We start from the raw sequence: 17,979 nt of genomic DNA, 5'->3' as shown, positions 1-17,979 counted from the left end.
ACGAGGTCGCTCGCGAGGAGACAGCCGGAAGCCCAACTCCTGCCACGCCTCGGCGTTGTCCTCGTGTTCCACCTCTTCCTGAAGCCGAGGGACTCGGTGGACATCGCGGTAAATGACGGTCTGTGCCTCGGCGTTGTGGGTGTCGATGAACGAGGCGTGCCGTGGCCGTTGGCAGCGGCCACGGAAGAGACTCGATTTTCTGCGGAAAATCCGCGTCGCACTCCCACCCACGGCGCCGCGCGCTCCCGCAGCGAGAAGGGCATCCGTTGGGGCGGACGTCCCCTCGCCAATGCGGCTTGACCGGCCCGGCGACCTTGCCGGCCTGGTCCTAGTCCCGTGCTTCGCAGGTCGTTGATTCGGATGGATCGTGGCTCGTGGTGGTGTCCCCGGCGTGGGCATTGAGTGGGTGTGTCGATGACTTCCCGGTCCCCGCGGTTCGTGATGGTCGCGGACTCCAAGCTGGTGTCCTACCCGAACGTGTCCGCCTTGCTGAAGGCCGAGGTGCCGTTCATCGCGCCGGTCCCGGCCGCCCAGGTCAAGGACGAGGTCTACGCCGCCCTCGACCTCCAGCAGGCGCAGGTCGTGGACTGGGTGCCACAGCGGGATGCGGGCAAGCAGCCCGCCGAGCGAGACGTCTACCGGGTACTCGAAGACGTCCACACCCTCAACAACCCTCGCAAGAGCGACCCCGTGCTGAGGCTGCGCCGGATCCTGGTGGCGGATGGTTGGTACGCACTGATCACCCCCTTGACCGCCGAGCAGGCCGACCCCGGGCAGGTCCTGATCCGGTACAAGGGCCAAGGCTCGGTGGAGCGCCGCTATGCGGACTTCAAGGGCCCGCTCGCGGTCGCCCCGGTGTTCGTCCAGCACAACCGCCGCGTCGCCGCTCTGATCCAGGTGATCTGACTGGCCCTGCTCGTCTTCTGCCTGATCGAACGCCAGGCCGGACGCTCGCTCGGCCCGGAACGGACCATGGTCGGCCTGTATCCCGACAACCGCCGCGTCCGACCCACCGGCCGCATGATCCTCTACCACCTCGGCGAACTCACCCTGCGCGTCGGCAGCATCGCCGACCGGCCGACAGTGCAGATCGCCCGCGGCGACCAACTTCACCTCCTCGAACTCCTCGGCGTCGACGTCACCCAAACCCGCTGGCCACAGACCTGAAACCGTGACCCCTGCAGTGCAGGCCCGGCCCTCGGGGCCGGCCCCGTACGATCAGATGCCGTGATCACGACCAGGGCAGACGGCCTCACCCTCGATACCGACCCCGCGCGCATCGATCTCGACCGCGTGCACCACTGGCTTTCCACTGACGCCTTCTGGGCCCTGGGCCGCAGCCGAGAGACCGTGGCGCGATCGATCGAGCACTCACTCGTCTTCGGTGTCTACACCCCGGACACCGCCGAGCAAGTCGCATTCGCCCGAATCGTCACGGACTACGCCACCTTCGGCTGGCTCTGCGACGTCTACGTCGCCCGCGAGTCACGCGGCCGGGGCATCGGCACCTGGCTGGCGGAGTCGGTCGTCGCGGCGCTGGCTCCCTACCGGCTGAAGCGGTTGATGCTCTCCACCGCGGACGCGCACGAGGTCTACGCACGTGTCGGCTTCTCGGCCGTGTCCGAACCGGAGAAGCTGATGTTGATCACCGCGCCGGCCCCTTCGGCAGTTCCGACCGGCCCGGCAACCGGAGGCGTCAAGCCACTGGCCACAGACCTGAAACGGTGACCCGCGAAGTACGGGCCTAGCAGTAGCCGTCCACCCTGGCGCCGGCTGGAGCGAGGTTGGGCCAGGGATGCCCTGCGTCGACCTCGCGGCCGGCCCGCCTCGTGTTCTGCAAACCCGGAACTCCGGGGGTCAGCAGTCACGTGTCTTGTTCGGCGCTTGGCTACTGCTGCAGCGTCGGATCTCGGCAGGGCGGCCGATGCCTGTTCCCTTTGCTGTTCCCCTTACTGTTCCGGGCCGGTTGTCAGGGTCGGCGGCCAGGGTCTTGTCCGCGGCACCGGCCCGGGGGACCCCGTCGACGGCGACGCAGATACCGAAGACGCGGTCGTGATGGGTCCAGCCGTTGATGCGGCCCCGGTTGTTGCTGATCTGCACTCGTTTCCTGGCCGGATCGATGGACGACACCAGATGCAGGTACACGGTTCCGGCGACACGGGCGAGGACGATGTCCCCGGGCTCGAGCCTTGACGGGTCGACCGGGGCGACGACCACCGACTGCCGACTGCGTATCAGTGGGACCATCGACGAACCGCTGGGCCGGAACTCAACGGTGGCCCCTCCGGCGACCCCGGCCGACACCGCATCCAATGCTCCCATCCGGCGATCGTGGCAGATCCCGCTGGGCCGCCCCACCGATTTCCTGCCCCGCGTCCGTGACCGGGGTTGGAGTAGCCCATCAGGAAGACCGGCCCTCAGCTCGTCGCTGTGGCAGCGGATCGCAGCAGGCTACGGTCGCCAGATGACTACACCGTCACGTACCACCAGCGGCTCGGCCTGGCGTGATTCATGGAATCGGATCCATCCCAGGTCGACGCTGCCGTCGAAGCGACGGTGACAATCGCCGGCCTTGGTGGCGAGCCAGCCGAGTAGTTCACCACGTGTCCACCACGCCATGCTCGGCATCGGCCGCCTGCACAATCTCGTCCTCACCGGTTGGGACCAGGCGGGATGTACCTGGTCAGCCCAGCTTTATCATCCCGCCCAAGGGAGTTCGGCGTGGCGACACCTTGCGATGGCTGATCCGCCAGCCGTCAGCGGTGCGCACGACGGTGTCGTCGTAGGAGACGGAACCGCAGGAGCCGTCCGCTTTGATGCCAAGCCCTTTGGAACGGACCTGCACCCGGCCATCCGCCGACGCCGTGACGACGACGTTGGTGACGTGATGTGCGACAGGGTTGGCCGCTCCCAGTGCCCATGCCGCTTCTCGGATAGCTGCCACCCCGGACAGTGGCTCCTGGCCGAAGTCGGTGAGGTCGTAGACCACATCGGTGGTGAACAACTCCTCCAACCGGTCAAGGCTTCCGTCGTCAACGAGGTGGCCGTGCAACGAGACCAGTTCGGTGATGGCCAAGCGATCTTCAAGAGCGAGCGACACACGCGTCCTCTCCGGCCGGCGCGGAAAGCGCCAGACCGAGCATCGATCCGATGTCAGCACGGCACCACCACCGCGCAACGCATCCAGGCGCGTCCGGCAAGAGCAGGGCCATGCACGTCGTGATCGTCTCGTACCGACGGTCAGCCTGCCACCAATTTGTCGACCTGTGCCCTGTCACCGTCAGCCGAAGCACGGCCTACGGGACAGCCTTAGCTGGGTCTGCGCTACTGCATGATCGTGCGCGGTAGGTGGGACGGCGTGCTGACGCAGTTGTAGAACTGCAGGGTGTAGCCGCGTCCGATGGTCACCATCGTTGGTTCCCGCAGGGTCCGGTACGGATGCCCAGCCGGCTTCTCCGCGTCCTCGCCCGTCTCGATCGGACGCCAGCTGCCAGTGGCTCCGTCCCACTCGGTGCCGTCGATGGTGAGCAGCGCCTCCACCGGCCCGCCGCACTCGCCGCACGGCAGTTCGTCGGAGTCCGCCGGATCGCGGAAGGTGAAGTTCGCCGGCCACCCACCTGCCTTCCATCCGGGAGCGACGGACAGGTCGCTTCGGTAACTCACCGACTGCTGCGCGCACCAGTGGTCCAAGCGCTCCGCGAGTTTCTCGTCAAGGTTCTGATGGGGAGGGAACTCACGCACCGGCTCCGGGTGGAGTCGGCATGGCTCCGGCACGTGGTCACTGCACTCGACATAGGCGGGCTCAGGAGGACTGGTCAGGACTTCCCGGACCCCCGAAGCCAGCCGCCACCTCAGCTGCACGGCTTCGGAGCACCCTTCAATCTCCGCGGACGGCTCCCACAACACCTGCAGCAGGTCAGTCCCCTCCGGGAACGGCAATCCGGGCACGTCCCGGGCGTAGAGCTGCACGAGCGGAATCAGCGGCAGCGGCCCCGGAGGCAGCATCTCCGGGGCATGCTTGGCATGGATCCGGTCCACCGCTTCCTTCTCCTGCGCAGCCAGGAGGTTCTCCCGGGGCCCCCGAGGTCGGGACCATGCCTGGGTGAGCAGGGCCCGCAGCGCGCGAACATCCGCAAGCGTCGTCATCGGCCGGTAGGGCGGGTACTCCGACCCGTACTCCGGCCAGGGCTCGTCCGCCGGCCACAGCAGCGGCCCGCCCACCGAACTGTCATGGACGGTTGGTGCACCCGGGCTTGGGTGCAGACGGGTGGCCGTCTTTGCCAGGCTGGCCAGCTCCGGAAACGCCATCTCGACATCCAGCGGCCGCGGCGGTGTCGTACGCGTCATGTCTTCCCCTTTTCCGACGCCGGTGCCGTATCCAAGCACAGGGCACTGACAGCCTCCTCAGGAGCCTTCGCTACGACGGAGTGGCCCCCTGAAGAGGGCGGAGATGGCGGACGGATGCAGGCGGCTGCTGTTCCAGCATGAGCGCCTGAAGCTCGGCGATCCGTTCACGGAGTCCGGGAGGGCTGACAGCACGAATCCGCCGGTCTCTGGTGACCGTATGGGGCCAGGGACCAACGGGTTCGCGGGATTCCCGCCGGCGATCTGACGCCTGCTCAGCTGCCGCAGGCGCATGCTGCCGCGGCAGTGGCCGACTCGGCGGCGGCCACCGCGGCGGCGGCCGGCTCGGCATCCTGCCCGCTGCTGGTGCAGCAGGCGTGGCCGCCGGTGGTGGCGCTCTTGCCGAGGGTGCCGGCGTCGGCTTTAACGACGTAGACCTCCCAGGGCTCCTTGCCGGGGCCGTGCACCCAGGTCTTGTCCTGGAGGGCGTAGCAGCAGGACGTGTCGTTCTCCTCGAAGGTGGCCAGGCCGGCGTCCTGCAGTCGGGCGGTGGCGGCGGTGACCTGCTCGGTGTTCTCGACCTCGATGCCGAGGTGGTCCAGGCGGGTGTCCTCGCCGGCCTCGCCCTCGATGAGGACGAGCTTGAGCGGGGGCTCGGTGATGGCGAAGTTGGCGTAGCCGGGGCGGCGCTTGGCCGGCTCGGTGCCGAACAGTTTGGAGTAGAAGGCGATGGAGCCTTCGAGGTCGGCGACGCGCAGGGCGAGCTGAACGCGGGACATGGGCGGTTCTCCCCGATCCGGGTCCTTGATTCGACGGTTATCGATATGGATGACGTTGCCACTGGATTAGATGACTGTCAACATAGACACATGTCGAATCTGGAACTGCCGGTGCTCGGCCAGGACGACGCGGCCGCGTGCTGCTCGCCGATGGTCCGCGAGCCGCTGGGCGAGGAAGCCGCTGTTGATCTGGCCAGGATGTTCAAGGCCCTCTCCGACCCGGTGCGGCTGCGGCTGCTGTCACTGATCGCCTCGCACGAGGGCGGCGAGGCCTGCGTCTGCGACCTGACCGGCCCGTTCGACGTGTCCCAGCCGACGATCTCCCACCACCTGAAGGTGCTGCGTGAAGCCGGGCTGGTCGGTTCCGAGCGCCGGGGGACCTGGGTCTACTACTGGGTGCTGCCCGCAGCCCTGGCCCGTCTCTCCTCGCTCCTCGAGGCTCCGGCAGGCGCGAGATGACCGAGCTCGCCCCGCTGGGCCGCCGGACGGCCGTCGAGTTCGTCGGGACCGGCGCGCTGGTCGCGATCGTGGTCGGCTCCGGCATCCAGGCCACCAAACTGTCCCAGGACGTCGGCGTGCAGCTGCTGGCCAACTCCCTCGCGACCGTGTTCGGCCTCGGCGTACTGATCGCCCTGCTCGGCCCGGTCTCCGGCGCCCACTTCAACCCTGTGGTCACCCTGGCCGCCTGGTGGACCGGCCGCCGCAGCGGGGAAGGGCCCGGCCTGCGCGAGGTCGCGGCCTACGCCCTGGCCCAGGTCTCCGGCGCGATCGGCGGGGCGGTGCTCGCGGACGCGATGTTCGCCGAGCCGCTCGTGCACTGGTCGACCCATGCCCGGTGGGCACCGCACCTGTGGCTGGGCGAGGTCGTGGCGACCGCCGGTCTGGTCCTGCTGATCTTCGGCCTGGCCCGGGCCGGTCGCGCGCACTTCGCCCCGGTCGCGGTCGCCGCGTTCATCGGCTCGGCGTACTGGTTCACGTCCTCGACCAGCTTCGCCAACCCGGCGGTGACGATCGGCCGGGCCTTCACCGACACCTTCGCCGGGATCGCCCCCGCCTCGGTGCTGCCGTTCATCGCCGCCCAGCTGGTCGGCCTGGTGGCCGGCATCACACTGGTCGCGCTGCTGTTCGGCCGCCCGACCCCGGCCGCCGAGGACGTCGTCGTCCCGCATGGCGACCATCACCCGGCCGCCTCCGGCCGCTGAGCACTGCCCGCCCCGACGTTCCCGTCGTTCCGACATCCCCGCTGTTCCCGCTGTTCCCGACGTTCCCGATCAAGGACATCCTGTGAGTGATCCCGCCGTCCCCTCCGTGTTGTTCGTCTGCGTGCACAACGCCGGCCGCTCCCAGATGGCCGCCGCCTTCCTCACCCGCCTCGGCGGCGAGCGGGTCGAGGTCCGCTCGGCCGGCTCCGCCCCCGCCGGAACCGTGAACCCGGCCGTGGTCGAGGCCCTGCGCGAGGTCGGCATCGACATCTCCGCCGAGACCCCGAAGATCCTCACCACCGAGGCGGTGCAGGCCTCCGACGTGGTGATCACCATGGGCTGCGGCGACGCCTGCCCGTACTTCCCCGGCAAGAAGTACCTGGACTGGAAGCTGGAGGATCCGGCCGGCCAGGGCGTCGAGGCCGTCCGCCCGATCCGCGACGAGATCGAGCGCCGCATCCGCGGCCTGCTCAGCGACCTCGGCATCCAGGCCCAGCCGTGACGGCCGCCGGGCCGGTGCGGATCACCGGCATGCTGCCCGAGCACGCCGACCAGGTCCTGGCGATCTACCAGCTCGGCATCGACGGCGGCGACGCGACGTTCGAGACCACCGCCCCCACCTGGGAGACGTTCGACAGCGCCCGCCTGCCCGACCACCGCCTGGTCGCCCTCGACCAGGACGGCGGGGTACTGGGTTGGGCGGCGGTCGCGCCGGTCTCCGACCGATGCGCGTATGCCGGCGTGGTCGAGCACTCCGTCTATGTCCATCCCGACGCCCGCGGCCGAGGCGTCGGCGCCGCCCTCCTTCAGGCACTGATCGCCTCGACCGAGCAGGCGGGGATCTGGACCCTCCAATCCGGGATCTTCCCGGAGAACACCGCCAGCCTCGTCCTGCACGCCAAGGCCGGGTTCCGGGTCATCGGGACCCGCGAGCGACTCGGCCGACACCACGGCCTCTGGCGCGACGTCGTCCTCGTCGAGCGCCGCAGCCCGATCGTGCGCTGATCGCTGCAGTCCGACCACGAGCCGACCGGGTCGGGGCCGATGTTGGCGGCGCAAGCGGGATGCGCGCGGGATACGCGGGTGCGCGAGGTGCGCGTCGCCAACGGGGCCTGGCAAACGGGCGTCGACCGGGTGCCAGCCGGCTGCCAGCCAGGGGCCGACCGTGGGTCAGGGTGTGGGTCAGGGTGTGGGTGCGGCGGCTTCGAGGGCGTCGACGGTGCCGGACAGACGTCAGGAGTAGAGCGACGTCCCATGGTGTCTCGCACGCTGCCACCGTTCGACCGCTTCGCCCGGCCCGCACCGGGCGAAGCCGCAGCCCGCACGGGCTGCCTTTGGGGTGCCGGAACGGCCGGGTGAGGCCGCCGGTGTCGCCGCCCGTGCACCGGATTTTCGGCGGAAAATCCGAGCGCCTCCCCGAGACAGAGAGTGGGCTTACAGGATTCGGGCATCCGCCTGCGGTCGCCACTCCCCCGGTCTGTCAGCCCGCTGTCGGTACCGCCCGGCTGTGGTGCCCAGCTCTGATCAGGAGCCGGGCAGCGGGGACACAAGGTAGGGCCGGGTCGCGTGGATGTAGTAGGCGTTCAGCCCTGGGCCGGGTAATGCAGCTCTGGCTGGTCGTGGCCACCAAGGCAGGTGGTGACCTCCCCGGGCTTTAGTGGGGCGCTCGTGCCCAGACGTGGGACGTACCGGCGCCGAGTGTGTCGTCCTCGGCGCCGCCCCGGAAGCCGACCACACCGAGGCGGGACCCTGCTCGCAGGCTTCCCGGACCAAACGGAAGATGTCGGTGCGGGGCAGTAAGCCGTCACAGCATCGCTCTCCCGGGGGTCACCGAGTCCAGGAGCGCGGGACAGCTCCCGTTTTCGATCGCCCGTCGTCAGCACCACCACGCCCAGCATGACGCCCATCCGCAAAGCCCTTACCACCGAGGAAAGCGTTTGCCGTCGCCCCGGTCGGTCGGGGAGACGATCCATGCCCAGCAGATCCGCGTGAACAACGACTGTGGAACGGAAAGGTCACGCCTGTCCTGGGGCGGGCTTCGGTCGCTCTCCGGATGCCAGCGACCGAGAGCGACCGAGAGCGACCAAGAGCGACCGAAGGGCAACGGATCCGGGCTCACTGAGTTCGGTCGCTTCTTTCCTCGGCACGGTGAGGGGCACGTTTCCCCGGGTCAGACGCCTAGGGCCGCTACGCGGCCTGTCCCCCTGCAGGGCAAAAGCGCTCCTGCAGTGGGGCAGCAGTCCAACCCCGGGGCAGAGTCGCTTCGGTCGCTGCCGGCGTCAGGTGCCCGGCGCCGAGACGGTGGAAGCCTGGCGCCACGCGCGTTCCAGCCGATCTCCCCGCCCGGCTTGGGGGGAGCTACCGAAGCGACTCAAGCGACTCAAGGAAGGGACTTCTCCGCGCAGCAAGCGCGGGAGGGTCGAGAGGACTCCACGACAGGGCTCCGCCACTCCCCCATTGACCGGGAGCTACCGAAGCGACTCAAGCGACCGAACTCCGGACCTTCAGACAGTCCTGACACGCGCGACACGCCGAGCGACCGGGCGCGAGAGACTCGGTAGCTACGGTCGCTGGGCTTCAGTCGCTGGACAAAATCCCAGGTCAGAGGCGTTGTACCCACCCAAGAAGCGACTGAAGCGACTCAAGGTTGGGTATATGAAGACATTCCCGTGTGCGTGTGCGCGTTATAGACCCGAGCTACAGTCGCTTCAGTCGCTGTTTGGCTTGAAAACCGGTTTTGACCTGCGAAAACGTCGGCGGACCGAAAACAGCGACCAAAGCGACTCGGTCGCTGCCCCAGGGTTCGGTCGCTGAGTTTCCGCGTAAGGTCCGCCACTCCGGGTGCGTACGTCCTCGCTCCGATAGTCTGTGTGAGCTATCTTCTGGACTTCGGTCGCTTCAGTCGCTGATCCGGCGTTTGCCAGTGCCCTGACCTGGCTTTTTGCCCTCAGCTACTGAACGAGCGACCGAAAGTCGGGCAGCTACCGAGCGACTGAAGCAGCTGAAGCAGCTACTGAACCAAGGGGGAGGGACCAGCGTGACGGCGCCGCAGGCCGTGGGGAGCGACCGAACGGGCCGCCAGCCGGATGCGCTGGCCGTTGCCCGGTGGTGCGCTTCCCAGGGCTGGCCGGTCCATCCGCTGGCTCCGGGGCGCAAAACGCCGCCCGCCAACTGTCAGCCGTGCCAGGAATCCCCGCACTCTCCCGCCGAGTGCGCCTGTTCCCGGTTCGGTCGCTGGTGCCACGGCTTCCATGCCGCCACCCTCGACCAGGACGTCATCACCGCCTGGTGGCAGACCAACCCCGACTTCGGCATCGGTGTCGCCTGTGGCCCTGCGGGCCTGGTCGTCATCGACGTCGACAGTCACCCCGGTGCCGTGCCTGCCCGGGACCGGATCCTGCCGGGGATCCCGATCCACGAGCACGTCGACCTGGAGGGCCTGGAGAACGGCTACCACACGCTCGCGCTGCTCGCGGCCCTCCGTCGCTCCCCCGCCCCCGCCGAGGACACGTCCACGCTGCGTGTGCGCACGCCCTCCGGCGGCCTGCACATCTGGTACCTGGATGACGCCAACCACCGCTTCACCTGCTCAACCGGCTCCTCCACCGGGCGGGCCCTGGCCTGGCAGGTCGACGTCCGTGCCCACGGCGGCTACATCGTCGCTCCCGGCACCACGACGAGCGCCGGCACCTACACGGTCCTGCCCGGAGCCAGAACCCCCGCCCCGCTCCCCCGGTGGCTCGGCGAGGAACTAGTCCGCACCGGGCACCTCAAGGACAAGCAGGAGCCCAAGCCGGCGGCCGTCCCGGCCCCCGTACCCGACCGTGCCCGCCAGGCCGTCGTGGCCGCCGGCGGCGGTAAGCGCGGAGCCGAACGCGTCCTCGACACCGTTCTGCAGGACGTCACCGACTGCGCCACCACCCCCGAGGGCGCAGGCTTCACCGGCAAGCTCAACCGCGCCGCCTACACCGTCGGAGGCCTCGTCTCCGCCGGGCACCTGACGCACACCACCGCCGAGCGGCTCCTCCTCGACGCCGCCCGCACCGCCCGTCCCACCCAGGACCGGCAAAGCTCCGCCGTCATCCGTTCCGGCCTCGCCGCCGGCGCCCGGCAGCCCCTGCACATCGGGAAGGCCCGCGGATGACCGACAGCACCCGCAAGAGGACGGTCTTCGACCCCGTGGCCGCAGCCCAGCAGATCCTGGAATACCCGCCGGTCCCCGGCCCCTCGCAGGCCCCCTGGCACGGCGCCGCCGTCCAGGAAAGCCTCCTGGACGCCCCCGCCGAGGCCTCCCAGGCGCCCGCCCAGCCGACCCAGCCCTTCCACACCACACACACCACACACACCACACAGAGCGCAGCGGTAGCCCAGCCCGTCCAGCCCGTCCAGCCCGCCGAGGCCCTCATGGGCCCCCAAGCGGGCTCCCAGACGGGCCCCCATGCGGGACCGCAGGCGAGTGCCCACGGCCTGCTGCCCGACTCGCTTTCCGACCGCGGCAACGCCAAGCTCTTCGTCCACCTCTACGGGCGCGACTACCGTCACGTCCCCGGCATCGGCTGGTACCGCTGGTCCACCCACCGCTGGCAGCTCGACGAGGACGACACCGTCCTGTGGGCCGCCGGCGAGATGGCGGAGAGCGTCGCGACCCACGACCCGCGCGGCGTCTACACCAACACCGACCTGCGCCGGCACCGCCGCCGCGCCCTGTCCACCTCCGGCATGAACGCCATGCTCGCCCAGGCCAAGTCCGCCCCCGGCATGGTCCTCAACGCCGCCCTCCTCGACGCCGACGCCTACGCCCTGTGCACCCCCGGCGGCGTGGTCGACCTGCGCACCGGTGCCATCGCGCCGCCCGACCCGCAGGTCCACCACCACTCCCGCTCCACCACCCTCGCCCCCGCCCGGATGCCCACCCCGCGCTGGAACCGCTTCCTCACCGACACCTTCGGTGACGACCAGGAAGGCCGCCAGACCCGCGACTTCCTCCACCTGCTGCTCGGCTACTCCATCAGCGGCGACGTCGGCGCCCAGGTCATGCCCTTCCTCTACGGCCAGGGCAAGAACGGCAAGTCCGTCCTCCTCGACGTCATGATCCAGCTCCTCGGCGACTACGCGGACGCGGCCCCGCCCGGCTTCCTCATGGCCAAGACCTTCGACGGCCACCCCACCGACCTTGCCGAGCTCCACGGCCGCCGCATCATCGTCTGCTCCGAGCTCAAGCCCGGCGACCGCTTCGACGAGGCCCGGGTCAAGCTCCTCACCGGCGGCGACAAGATCAAGGCCCGCCGGATGCGCCAGGACTTCTTCTCCTTCGAGCCCACCCACAAGCTCTGGCTGCTCGGCAACCACCGCCCCGAGGTCGGTACCGGCGGCTTCGCCTTCTGGCGGCGCATGCGCCTGATCCCGTTCGAACGGGTCGTCCCCGAGGAACGCAAGATCGACAACCTGGCGCACGTCCTCGTCGCCGAGGAGGGCCCCGGCATCCTCGCCTGGCTCATCGACGGCGCCCGCCGCTACTTCGCCGGTGAGAAGGACCTCGCCGGCCCCCAACGCGTCCAGGTCGCCACCACCGCCTACGCGGAGACCGAGGACCACGTCGGCCGCTTCCTCAAGGAGGCGTGCGTCACCGGCGAGGGCATGCGCGCCGAACAATCCCAGCTCTTCGGCGCCTACACCCGTTGGTGCGGGTTCGAGGGCGCCAATCCCGTATCCGGGCGTGCCTTCGCCGCACGAGTCCGCGAGACACTGGGTATGACCTCTCCCAAGGAGATGGTCCTGTCCAACAGCCGCAAGTACTACCCGGGCATCGGCCTGATCACCGACGACACAGAGGAGCAGAACGCGTGAGCGCGCTGATCGACCCGGCCGAGCTCGCCCACGAAACCGACCTCGTCTGGCTGGAGGACACCTCCGACCTCGACTACGTCCGTCAGTCGCTGGACCGCCTCACGACCCGCCGCGGCCGCCCCGCGTACCACCGCGACGGCCGCATGGTCGGCTACGCCATCCTCGGCCCCGACGCGAAGTCCTCCCGCGCCTCCGGCACCTTCCGCCGGCGCGTCTTCTGGCTCCTCCCCCACGACCGCGACCAGGACCCGGACGGCCTGTACTCCACCGGCGCCCCCTCCGAGGCCGTCGACCCGCGTACCGTCGCCCCGGGCGTCAAGGGCTACAAGACCGAGCGCTCCGAGGGCGGCCCGGCCTCCCCGGCGATGCTCGAGTTGGGGATAACGCTTCCGAAGGCCTGAGTCCTGCCGAGCGGCGGTGGGGGCTGCCCGTGTTTTCGGGTAGCCCCCACCGCCGTAGTGCTCAGCGGCCCTCCGGGCGCCGTTCCTCCTGGAGGACCGCCTGGCCTGCCAGGAGGCTCTCCAGGAACCGGCTGTGCTGGACGAGCGTGCTGCTCCGGCTTTCCGGAGTCCGGGCGTGGGCCCGCAGCACCCGGGTCTGCTCGGGGTCTTGCTCGGGTTTTTGCTCGCGGGTCTGCTCGGCCTGGTCGGAGACCATGACGCCGACGGCGTCGGCGAGGCAGGTCATCGACTGGCGCGGCTCGATCCGGTCCGTGGAGACGACGTCCGGCACCCGGGTGCGGTCGTTCGCGGAGGAGCCGTCAGCCGCAGTGGAGCGGGCCTCCGTACCGTCCTGGCCGGGCGCCGCTGTCGCCGTTGGTGTCGCGGTCGTCACTGTCGTCGCTGTCTCTGCCGGCGACGTTGTCGTCGTCGCGCGCCTCGTCTTCGCAGGCCTCGTCTTCGTGTGCGTTGCCGCAGACTCCTCGCGCAGACGCCCGACCTCCGCCTCCAGCGCCGCCACCCGCGCCCGCAGCTCCTCCAGCTCGCCCATCGTCTCCACTGCCCATAACCTCCCCCGGCCGCCGCTCACGGCCATTGACGTGCGGCTTTAGCCTAGCCGGGGGACTGCCCGCGCCCGAGGGCGTCCACCTGCTCGGCGCCACGCGCGACGAACCGCCACATCGGCGAGACCGGCGCCCCTGGTCCGGGCCAACCAAGACGTACGGCGGCTTCTCCACGTCCGGGTCGTGCGCGACGGCGACGACCACGACCACCCCCCGCATGACGGCGCCCTCGTGCCCCGTCCCGGCCCACGACGCGGGGCTGGGAGCGCCTTGCTCAGCTCGACGACCCAGGCTTCAAGCGACTCGACGTGCATCGCTGGAAGCAACAGACGTCACCCTCGTCGATGCGCTGGGACTACCGCCTCGGAGGGCCTGCGGTGGCTGAATCAGGTTGCCGGTCAGGTGGGAGAAGCAGAGCCTGTGAAGGGCCGGCACCGAGGTTCCGTTGCTGGGCATCTGCGACAGCGCGGCGGCCAACCCTGCCCCCGGGATTCCGTCGCGGAGTGACGGGCCCCGGCTGTCCGATCCGGCCACTACGATCCCCCGGTGACCGATGACGAGATCGTCGAAGCCTGCCGGAGGATCGCACGAGACCGGCAGGCTCCCCCGCCCGCCCCGCACGAGGCGGTTGCCGAGGCGGAACGTGTCATCGGATTCGTCTGTCCCCCGCTTCTGCGGCGCCTGTACACCGAGGTGTCCAACGGCGGCTTCGGCCCCCTGGACGGGGTACTGCCGGTCGACGTGGGGCAGCGGGACGAGCACATTGCGGAGTCCTATGAGCACGGACCGGACCCCACCGGTGGAGTGCCTGCCGGAGTGGTGCCGCTCTACGACTGGGGCTGCACGATGTGGTCGATGATCGACTTCCGCGACCCGGACGGCGCGATGTGGTCCAACGCCGAAGGTGACTGCCGGCCCCAGGGCGTCAACCTGGCCCAGTGGTTGGCTGCCGCGATGGACGGCGAACTGCGCTTCGCCTGGCCGGACGGTGTGCCCTCGGACAGCGAATGGCCTCGGCCCCGGACACATTGATCAGCAGTCAGAAATCGACGGTTCGGATCGCCAATGGGACGGGACGTGGTGCCCACCGCGGTGAACCTGAGAGGCGGGTACGGCGACTTCGCCGAGCCGCAGGAAGCCTTGCGAGACCTTCATGCCCGAGGTCACGGCCGGGTCTACCGCGAGACCCGCCGGATCCCAGCCGAGCTGCTGGCCGAGGAGAGACTGCGGCTGCCACCGGTGCCCGAGCAGCCGTTCACCGCCGCGTTCGGCGAAAGCCGACGGGTGGGCAAGGACTCCACGATCTCGGTCAACTCGGTGCGCTACTCGGTGCCACACAAGCTTGTCGAGGACAGCGTCCGGGTCCGTTTTCACGGCGAGGACCTGATCGTGACCGCCGTGGTCGCGGGGCAGCGTGGTCCGGGTCGCCCGCCACGCCCGACCCACCCCGGGCAACCCGCGGATCGCCGACGAGCACTACCCTGACGCCCCGCGCGGCGAGCGCACGCCGAAGCCGACCAACCCGGCCGCGGCTCAGTTCCTGGCCATCGGCCCGGGAGCGGCGTGACTGATCGAGGTCGCGGGGGCTGACACCCGCCGGATCGGGCGAAGATGGCCAACGCCATCGCGCTGGTCATACGGCACGGCAGCGCCGACGTCGACCGAGCGCTCGGTATGGCGGCGACTCTGCCGCTTCGCCGAGGGCAACCTCCTGTCGATCCTGGGCCACCGGGGCGAGCACGCCACAGCGAGACACCCAGCCAGCAGCCGGGCACCTCCGCCTGGTCCGGGTTCGGGGCGAACGGAGCCGCGGCTGGCTCGACCCGACCAGGTTCAGACCTCGTCCGCGACCAGGCCGCAGGCGGAGGGGAATGACTCCAGGAACTCCCGCCGCTGCGGGTTCGGCTCGGCTTCGGCGAGGTTCGTGAGCGTCCGTAGGAACCGGTCGCGTTGGTCGTGCGGAAGTTGCTGCAGCACTCCGGCCACGCTCTCCATCGTCTTCACCGCGGAGTCGGGGTCCACCTCGTCGTCCTCGCAGCTGTCGAGGAACCAGACGGTGTCGATGACCAGCCCGGCGAGGATGGGCACCAGCGGGTCCATGGCAGTCATCCAGGCAACCTATCCGACCCCCATGACAGCACGAACACCCACTCGGTCGGCGCGGGAATCCGCGCGGGCTGCGATCAGGAAGAGCACCACCGTCATGAATGACAGCGCCACCGACCATGCGTCGGCACGGCACAGATCGCAGGCCCCGGCCGGCGGTCGCCGCGACCTCGGGCGCCGCGTTTGACGAGGCACCGTGGGGTCATCAGGGGTGCGTCTCGTAGCCTTCGGGACGCCGGTATGGCTTCGCCGCATTCGGTATCAACGGCCCATCCACGTCCACCAGCAGTATCGGCGGCACCAGATCGCCCCCGAAGATCGTCCCCGTACGGTACTGGCTGGTCTGGTGCCGACCCAGGGGTGTCTGGCCTGCGCCCGCCGGTTCCCGAGCAGCGGAGCCGAACCATGCTGTGCTCGGCGTTGGACGCCCTGGGGTTGCTTCCCCGGGCCACTCCCCCGTCGTCTACCGGGATCGTTCTAGGATCTGGCCGGACGATTTTCCGCGGAAAATTCCGTGGCCTGGGACGGTCGGCATCACCGGTGTCCAGGCCGTCCAACCGGCCGCCCGAGGAGAGGAAGCCGCACCCCGCGGACTCACTCGGCTCCTGGTACGGCCCGTGTGGACTACGGGCCGTACGGACTTCGGGTTGTCAGGGGCTAGGGGGATGATCTCGGGATGCTTGTGATGCGAAGTGGCGCGGTCGTGCTGGTCGAGCGCCCGTCGGAGTCAGCGATCAGCTCGACGGTGGCCAACCTTCAACGTGGCGGTTCCTTGATTCTTGAGCGCCTCGATGAGGAGTCCGGCGACTGGTATGTCCAGGTCTGGATGCGTGAGGACAACACGTTCCAGCTGGAGTACCGGGACGGGATTCCAGCAGAGCACCATCAGACCCGAACGGTCTCGCGTGACAGGGTCATCGCGGCCATGCTCGGCTGGGCGAAGAGGGAGCCCAGCTGGAAGAACGACTTCATGTTGAACAACATCGGGTCGTGGTTCGAGGCGGACGGCTGAGCAATCGACCAAACCGCTGATCACGACCCGGTGCTCTCAGGATTCGGGGCAGGTGAACATGGAGGTGCTCGACCTCGGCCTGGGGGCGCGACGGCTTTGGCACAACGCTGAGTACGTCGTCGGCAAGACCGTGGACGGTTTCGAGCAGGACGAGCACAAGGTCGTCGCGCACTTCTCCGACGGGTCGTCCGGCGAGTTCGACCTCCTGGTCGGCGCCGACGGACAGGGATCACGCATCCGCCGGGCGACCCTCCCCGAGGGCTTCGACCCGTACTGGCGGGTCGGCATCCACATGGCGTACTGGTTCGTCCCGCGCACCGATTCCGACAGCAACATCCGGAACACCTCTATGGTCCCGGGCGGCCGTCAGATCATTCGCCGCAGCCACAATCCGACCGAACTCGGCGGGCAGCCACCCATCAGCCGTGTCAACAACCCGGCGGGTCAATACATGCGTGGGTGGCCGGATGTGTGGTCCCTGTGCGCTGGCAGGACTCCGAGCGCTTGCCGGCGTCGACGAGTTCCGGCTGTCGGACTGCGGCAGTGGTGTGTGGGGGAGCCTGGCCTTCGACCCGGCGCATGTCGGGACCGGCTTCCCGTTTCCCGCAGATCTCGCTGATCTGAATCCGCGTGACGCGGACTGCCTTGTGCCTCTCGGGACGGGGCAGATCCTGGTCCGGGAGCACCGCGGCGGCTCGGAGGAGGGGGACGTTCTGCACCGCTGACCCTGCCGGAGCGGGCGCGCCCGGCCATGGCAGCGGCCTCCGGATTTTCCGCAGAAAATTCCGAGACTCGGAGATCCATGGGCGGCTCAGCGGTTCGGACTGTCTGCAGCACGTTGTCGCGCCGTCGGACACCTGCCCTCGGAAGCAGCTCTGGCGGACCCGGATTTTCTGCGGAAAATCGGAGCCGGGGAAGCCTGGAGGAGCCTGGCTTGTCCGGCTCGCGGGACCGGTTTCCTACGCCATTGGACCGTGGCCGGCAGTAGGTTGTCACGATGACCGACTCACTGCCGCCCGGTGGCGTTGTGCTCGATGCGGATGAACTGGATGCCAGATGGGCGGACGCATGGCGGCCGGAACAGATCGCGAAGCGCTTGGACGGGGTCAGCGTGACCTGGTGTGTCGCAGCAGGTTGGGCGCTGGACCTGTTCCGCGGGAGGCAATCGAGGCCACACGGCGATCTGGAGATTGCGGTGCCGGCGGCGGGATACCCGGAGATTCGGGACCGCTTCCCCGAGTACGTGTTTGACGCGGCGGGTTCGGGGCGGGTCTGGCCGGCTGCGGGAGCCGAGGCGCTGGCGGCCACACACCAGACCTGGGTGCGGGATCCGGCAACCGATCAGTTCCTGTTCGACGTCTTCCGCGAGCCGCACGAGGGCGGGACCTGGATCTGCCGACGGGACGAGAGTCTGCGGCTGCCGTACGAAACGATCATCGAGTGGACAGCCGAGGGGATCCCCTACCTGGTGCCGGAGCTGGTGCTGCTGTTCAAGGCGAAGGCGGCGCGGTCCAAGGATCAGGCGGACTTCGACGGCGTCCTGCCGCTGCTGAGCCCGGCACGGCGGGACATCCTCAGCGGGTGGCTGAAGCGTGTGCACCCCGGTCACCCATGGCTGGCGGAGCTGGCGGGGTAGTACGTGTCGGACGGTCAGGCGTAGCTGTCCGGATTGATCCGGACGCCAGG

21 protein-coding genes are annotated in these 17,979 nt (G+C 69.4%); 15 read left to right on the top strand and 6 right to left on the bottom strand.

All coding sequences use genetic code 11. The features are described from left to right. Nucleotides 1-414 precede the first annotated feature (414 nt). The 3 genes from ACZ52R_RS22495 (at nucleotide 415) to ACZ52R_RS22485 (ending at nucleotide 1,728) form a co-directional block, all read left to right on the top strand. Nucleotides 415-906: a hypothetical protein gene (locus ACZ52R_RS22495; protein ID WP_465753964.1), complete on the top strand. Its 492-nt coding sequence runs from the start codon at nucleotides 415-417 to the stop codon at nucleotides 904-906. 66 nt (nucleotides 907-972) lie between these two features. Continuing rightward, a complete protein-coding gene (locus ACZ52R_RS22490) occupies nucleotides 973-1,167 on the top strand; it encodes a hypothetical protein (RefSeq protein ID WP_465753963.1) in 195 nt (64 codons plus the stop codon). Between the two features lie 60 nt (nucleotides 1,168-1,227). Continuing rightward, the gene (locus ACZ52R_RS22485; RefSeq protein WP_465624130.1) at nucleotides 1,228-1,728 is read left to right on the top strand and encodes a GNAT family N-acetyltransferase; all 501 of its coding nucleotides are present in this window, start codon (nucleotides 1,228-1,230) and stop codon (nucleotides 1,726-1,728) included. Nucleotides 1,729-1,857: 129 nt separating this feature from the next. On the opposite strand, the gene ACZ52R_RS22480 is transcribed toward ACZ52R_RS22485, so the two are convergent. The 4 genes from ACZ52R_RS22480 to ACZ52R_RS22465 form a co-directional block, all read right to left on the bottom strand. Continuing rightward, nucleotides 1,858-2,322, bottom strand: coding sequence for a S24/S26 family peptidase (locus ACZ52R_RS22480; RefSeq protein ID WP_465624132.1), 465 nt, complete (start codon nucleotides 2,320-2,322; stop codon nucleotides 1,858-1,860). Between the two features lie 361 nt (nucleotides 2,323-2,683). Then, on the bottom strand, nucleotides 2,684-3,076 hold the full coding sequence (locus ACZ52R_RS22475) for a nuclear transport factor 2 family protein (RefSeq protein WP_465624134.1): 393 nt from the start codon (nucleotides 3,074-3,076) through the stop codon (nucleotides 2,684-2,686). Nucleotides 3,077-3,324: 248 nt separating this feature from the next. Next, complete coding sequence (locus ACZ52R_RS22470) at nucleotides 3,325-4,347, bottom strand: hypothetical protein (RefSeq protein ID WP_465662994.1); 1,023 nt, start codon at nucleotides 4,345-4,347, stop codon at nucleotides 3,325-3,327. A gap of 272 nt (nucleotides 4,348-4,619) precedes the next feature. Next, a complete protein-coding gene (locus ACZ52R_RS22465) occupies nucleotides 4,620-5,123 on the bottom strand; it encodes an ArsI/CadI family heavy metal resistance metalloenzyme (protein ID WP_465662996.1) in 504 nt (167 codons plus the stop codon). Nucleotides 5,124-5,213: 90 nt separating this feature from the next. On the opposite strand from ACZ52R_RS22465, the gene ACZ52R_RS22460 reads away from it, so the two are divergent. From ACZ52R_RS22460 to ACZ52R_RS22430, 7 genes are all read left to right on the top strand, one after another. Next, nucleotides 5,214-5,582: an ArsR/SmtB family transcription factor gene (locus ACZ52R_RS22460; RefSeq protein WP_360503774.1), complete on the top strand. Its 369-nt coding sequence runs from the start codon at nucleotides 5,214-5,216 to the stop codon at nucleotides 5,580-5,582. Beyond that, nucleotides 5,579-6,325, top strand: a complete 747-nt coding sequence (locus tag ACZ52R_RS22455; RefSeq protein ID WP_465624139.1) for an aquaporin — start codon at nucleotides 5,579-5,581, stop codon at nucleotides 6,323-6,325. The genes ACZ52R_RS22460 and ACZ52R_RS22455 overlap by 4 nt, the downstream gene beginning before the upstream one ends. Before the next feature lie 82 nt (nucleotides 6,326-6,407). Next, the gene (locus ACZ52R_RS22450) at nucleotides 6,408-6,827 is read left to right on the top strand and encodes an arsenate reductase ArsC (RefSeq protein WP_360503769.1); all 420 of its coding nucleotides are present in this window, start codon (nucleotides 6,408-6,410) and stop codon (nucleotides 6,825-6,827) included. Between the two features lie 29 nt (nucleotides 6,828-6,856). Further along, nucleotides 6,857-7,330, top strand: a complete 474-nt coding sequence (locus ACZ52R_RS22445) for a GNAT family N-acetyltransferase (RefSeq protein ID WP_465663111.1) — start codon at nucleotides 6,857-6,859, stop codon at nucleotides 7,328-7,330. 2,032 nt (nucleotides 7,331-9,362) lie between these two features. Next, nucleotides 9,363-10,469: a bifunctional DNA primase/polymerase gene (locus ACZ52R_RS22440; RefSeq protein ID WP_360503766.1), complete on the top strand. Its 1,107-nt coding sequence runs from the start codon at nucleotides 9,363-9,365 to the stop codon at nucleotides 10,467-10,469. A gap of 260 nt (nucleotides 10,470-10,729) precedes the next feature. Continuing rightward, on the top strand, nucleotides 10,730-12,172 hold the full coding sequence (locus ACZ52R_RS22435) for a DNA primase family protein (RefSeq protein WP_465624218.1): 1,443 nt from the start codon (nucleotides 10,730-10,732) through the stop codon (nucleotides 12,170-12,172). After that, the gene (locus ACZ52R_RS22430) at nucleotides 12,169-12,573 is read left to right on the top strand and encodes a DUF6009 family protein (RefSeq protein ID WP_030240262.1); all 405 of its coding nucleotides are present in this window, start codon (nucleotides 12,169-12,171) and stop codon (nucleotides 12,571-12,573) included. Before ACZ52R_RS22435 ends, ACZ52R_RS22430 begins: the two co-directional genes overlap by 4 nt. 61 nt (nucleotides 12,574-12,634) lie before the next feature. Here ACZ52R_RS22430 and ACZ52R_RS22425 read toward each other — a convergent pair whose 3' ends face one another. Then, on the bottom strand, nucleotides 12,635-13,006 hold the full coding sequence (locus tag ACZ52R_RS22425) for a hypothetical protein (RefSeq protein ID WP_465662998.1): 372 nt from the start codon (nucleotides 13,004-13,006) through the stop codon (nucleotides 12,635-12,637). A gap of 715 nt (nucleotides 13,007-13,721) precedes the next feature. Between ACZ52R_RS22425 and ACZ52R_RS22420 the strand changes: the two genes are divergently transcribed. Both ACZ52R_RS22420 and ACZ52R_RS22415 read left to right on the top strand, forming a co-directional pair. Then, nucleotides 13,722-14,207, top strand: a complete 486-nt coding sequence (locus tag ACZ52R_RS22420) for an SMI1/KNR4 family protein (protein WP_465624143.1) — start codon at nucleotides 13,722-13,724, stop codon at nucleotides 14,205-14,207. A gap of 45 nt (nucleotides 14,208-14,252) precedes the next feature. After that, nucleotides 14,253-14,660 (top strand): Mu transposase domain-containing protein, encoded by a 408-nt coding sequence (locus tag ACZ52R_RS22415; RefSeq protein ID WP_465624145.1) that lies wholly within the window; start codon nucleotides 14,253-14,255, stop codon nucleotides 14,658-14,660. A gap of 348 nt (nucleotides 14,661-15,008) precedes the next feature. On the opposite strand, the gene ACZ52R_RS22410 is transcribed toward ACZ52R_RS22415, so the two are convergent. Then, the gene (locus tag ACZ52R_RS22410) at nucleotides 15,009-15,284 is read right to left on the bottom strand and encodes a hypothetical protein (protein WP_465624146.1); all 276 of its coding nucleotides are present in this window, start codon (nucleotides 15,282-15,284) and stop codon (nucleotides 15,009-15,011) included. Between the two features lie 673 nt (nucleotides 15,285-15,957). On the opposite strand from ACZ52R_RS22410, the gene ACZ52R_RS22405 reads away from it, so the two are divergent. From ACZ52R_RS22405 to ACZ52R_RS22395, 3 genes are all read left to right on the top strand, one after another. Further along, nucleotides 15,958-16,293, top strand: a complete 336-nt coding sequence (locus ACZ52R_RS22405; RefSeq protein WP_465624148.1) for a hypothetical protein — start codon at nucleotides 15,958-15,960, stop codon at nucleotides 16,291-16,293. Between the two features lie 52 nt (nucleotides 16,294-16,345). Then, nucleotides 16,346-16,912 carry a hypothetical protein gene (locus ACZ52R_RS22400; protein ID WP_465663002.1) on the top strand — a complete coding sequence of 189 codons (567 nt, stop codon included), beginning with the start codon at nucleotides 16,346-16,348 and terminating at the stop codon, nucleotides 16,910-16,912. 378 nt (nucleotides 16,913-17,290) lie between these two features. After that, on the top strand, nucleotides 17,291-17,929 hold the full coding sequence (locus tag ACZ52R_RS22395; RefSeq protein ID WP_465624149.1) for a nucleotidyltransferase domain-containing protein: 639 nt from the start codon (nucleotides 17,291-17,293) through the stop codon (nucleotides 17,927-17,929). The last annotated feature ends 50 nt before the right edge of the window (nucleotides 17,930-17,979 follow it).

The sequence above is a fragment of the Kitasatospora sp. NPDC034023 genome (genome assembly GCF_055575795.1).
This window is presented reverse-complemented; position numbering and strand designations above follow the sequence as displayed.

Bases quoted from the DNA above. Each gene is read 5' to 3' on its own strand.
- ACZ52R_RS22445 (WP_465663111.1), top strand. From the start codon at position 6,857: ATGCTGCCCGAGCACGCCGACCAGGTCCTGGCGATCTACCAGCTCGGC.
- ACZ52R_RS22490 (WP_465753963.1), top strand. From the start codon at position 973: ATGGTCGGCCTGTATCCCGACAACCGCCGCGTCCGACCCACCGGCCGC.
- ACZ52R_RS22470 (WP_465662994.1), bottom strand. From the start codon at position 4,347: ATGACGCGTACGACACCGCCGCGGCCGCTGGATGTCGAGATGGCGTTT.
- ACZ52R_RS22495 (WP_465753964.1), top strand. From the start codon at position 415: ATGACTTCCCGGTCCCCGCGGTTCGTGATGGTCGCGGACTCCAAGCTG.
- ACZ52R_RS22435 (WP_465624218.1), top strand. From the start codon at position 10,730: ATGGGCCCCCAAGCGGGCTCCCAGACGGGCCCCCATGCGGGACCGCAG.
- ACZ52R_RS22480 (WP_465624132.1), bottom strand. From the start codon at position 2,322: ATGGGAGCATTGGATGCGGTGTCGGCCGGGGTCGCCGGAGGGGCCACC.
- ACZ52R_RS22465 (WP_465662996.1), bottom strand. From the start codon at position 5,123: ATGTCCCGCGTTCAGCTCGCCCTGCGCGTCGCCGACCTCGAAGGCTCC.
- ACZ52R_RS22460 (WP_360503774.1), top strand. From the start codon at position 5,214: ATGTCGAATCTGGAACTGCCGGTGCTCGGCCAGGACGACGCGGCCGCG.
- ACZ52R_RS22455 (WP_465624139.1), top strand. From the start codon at position 5,579: ATGACCGAGCTCGCCCCGCTGGGCCGCCGGACGGCCGTCGAGTTCGTC.
- ACZ52R_RS22395 (WP_465624149.1), top strand. From the start codon at position 17,291: ATGACCGACTCACTGCCGCCCGGTGGCGTTGTGCTCGATGCGGATGAA.
- ACZ52R_RS22410 (WP_465624146.1), bottom strand. From the start codon at position 15,284: ATGACTGCCATGGACCCGCTGGTGCCCATCCTCGCCGGGCTGGTCATC.
- ACZ52R_RS22405 (WP_465624148.1), top strand. From the start codon at position 15,958: ATGCTTGTGATGCGAAGTGGCGCGGTCGTGCTGGTCGAGCGCCCGTCG.